Genomic DNA, 1,372 nt, shown 5'->3' on the forward strand with positions numbered 1-1,372 from the left:
AAGTTAATCTAGTCTTATCTAAAAAAAAATCAGTTGGATTATGCAATGCTCGACAGTAAACAATGCCAAGCTTTTCTCGCTGTCGCAGAAACTGGAAGTTTTGAATATGCCAGTTTACAGCTTCACTTAACCGCTTCAGCGGTATCTTTACGTGTCCAAGCACTTGAACGCCAACTTGGACAAATGCTGCTGATCCGCGGGCGTCCGTGCCAAACCACTCCCGCTGGTGAACAACTTCTGCAATACTTACAACGCCAACGTTTTATGGAACAAAATTTTTTACAGAGTTTGCAAGGCAAACAAGCCGATTCTGAGTTTATTAAACTGATTATTGCCAGCAATGCCGACTCATTGGCGACATGGCTACTTCCAAGCTTACAACAAATGGTGATTCAACAAAAAATCGCTGTAGAAATTCGAATTGATGATCAATCACTCACACACGCACTACTCGAAGCAGGACAAGTTCATGCCTGTATTTCAGTTGAAACTGAACCCTTACGTGGCTGTTTAGCTAAACCTTTGGGTTATATGCGCTATAAAATGGTGGCAACACCTGCATTTATTGCACGTTGGTTCAAAACAGGCGTTCATCGGCAAGCACTGACTCAAGCCCCTGCGGTGATTTTTAATCATAAAGACCACATGCATCAAAATGTTTTACTAAAACTTTATGGTCTAACTTCAAATAGTTACCCCTATCATTTCATTCCGTCTTCAGAAGCATTTGTGCATGCGATTCATCGAGATTTGGGCTATGGTCTTGTTCCCGATGTACAACTGGGTACAGCCCTTGAACTGGGTGAATTAGTTGAAATCTTACCCGAAGCTCAAACCGATATCGCCTTGTATTGGCATCACTGGCAGCAACAATCCCCACAACTTCAACAACTCACCAAACATATTTGTCAGCAAAGCGTACGTTTTCTACGCCCCGCCTAGCTTTTCAGCAAAATTAACTGTTTATTGCTGTTTTTACAGTATAAAACAACAAAATCTCTCAATATCTTCATTTTTCCCGCCTGTGTATCAGGTAAGGTACGCAGTTGTGATAAGGAGACAATCATGAAAAAAGTCAAAGTGCTATTGGGTAGCTTAGCGATGATTTCTGTACTCAGCATGTCAGGCTGTGCACTCTTTGATCCATTCTGGTGGGCAGATAGTCCACATCATGGCGGTGGTGGTGGTGGTCATTATGATGGCGGCGGTGACCGTGGCGGTCATGGTGGTGGCGGTCATGGTGGTGGCGGTCATGGTGGTGGCGATCGCGGCGGTGACCGTGGTGGCTGGTAATTTTTAAGCCATAACCGAAAGTCAGGAGAGTGGAAACACTGCCTGACTTTTTTATTTGCTCAATAAGCTCTTTGACCGT

2 protein-coding genes are annotated in these 1,372 nt (G+C 43.9%); both read left to right on the forward strand.

Annotation, left to right across the window (positions count from 1 at the left end; genetic code table 11):
* The first annotated feature begins 45 nt into the window (after positions 1-45).
* The gene (locus GBN19_RS15370) at positions 46-942 is read left to right on the forward strand and encodes a LysR family transcriptional regulator ArgP (protein ID WP_151708402.1); all 897 of its coding nucleotides are present in this window, start codon (positions 46-48) and stop codon (positions 940-942) included.
* Between the two features lie 123 nt (positions 943-1,065).
* Entirely contained in the window at positions 1,066-1,293 is a 228-nt protein-coding gene (locus tag GBN19_RS15375; protein WP_151778697.1) for a hypothetical protein, read from the forward strand.
* The last annotated feature ends 79 nt before the right edge of the window (positions 1,294-1,372 follow it).

It is taken from the genome of Acinetobacter brisouii (assembly GCF_008993995.1).
GTDB classification, from domain to species: Bacteria; Pseudomonadota; Gammaproteobacteria; order Pseudomonadales; family Moraxellaceae; genus Acinetobacter; species Acinetobacter brisouii_A.

What these genes read in the sequence shown, in the direction of transcription:
- GBN19_RS15370 (WP_151708402.1), top strand. Translation starts at nt 46, where the DNA reads ATGCTCGACAGTAAACAATGCCAAGCTTTTCTCGCTGTCGCAGAAACT.
- GBN19_RS15375 (WP_151778697.1), top strand. Translation starts at nt 1,066, where the DNA reads ATGAAAAAAGTCAAAGTGCTATTGGGTAGCTTAGCGATGATTTCTGTA.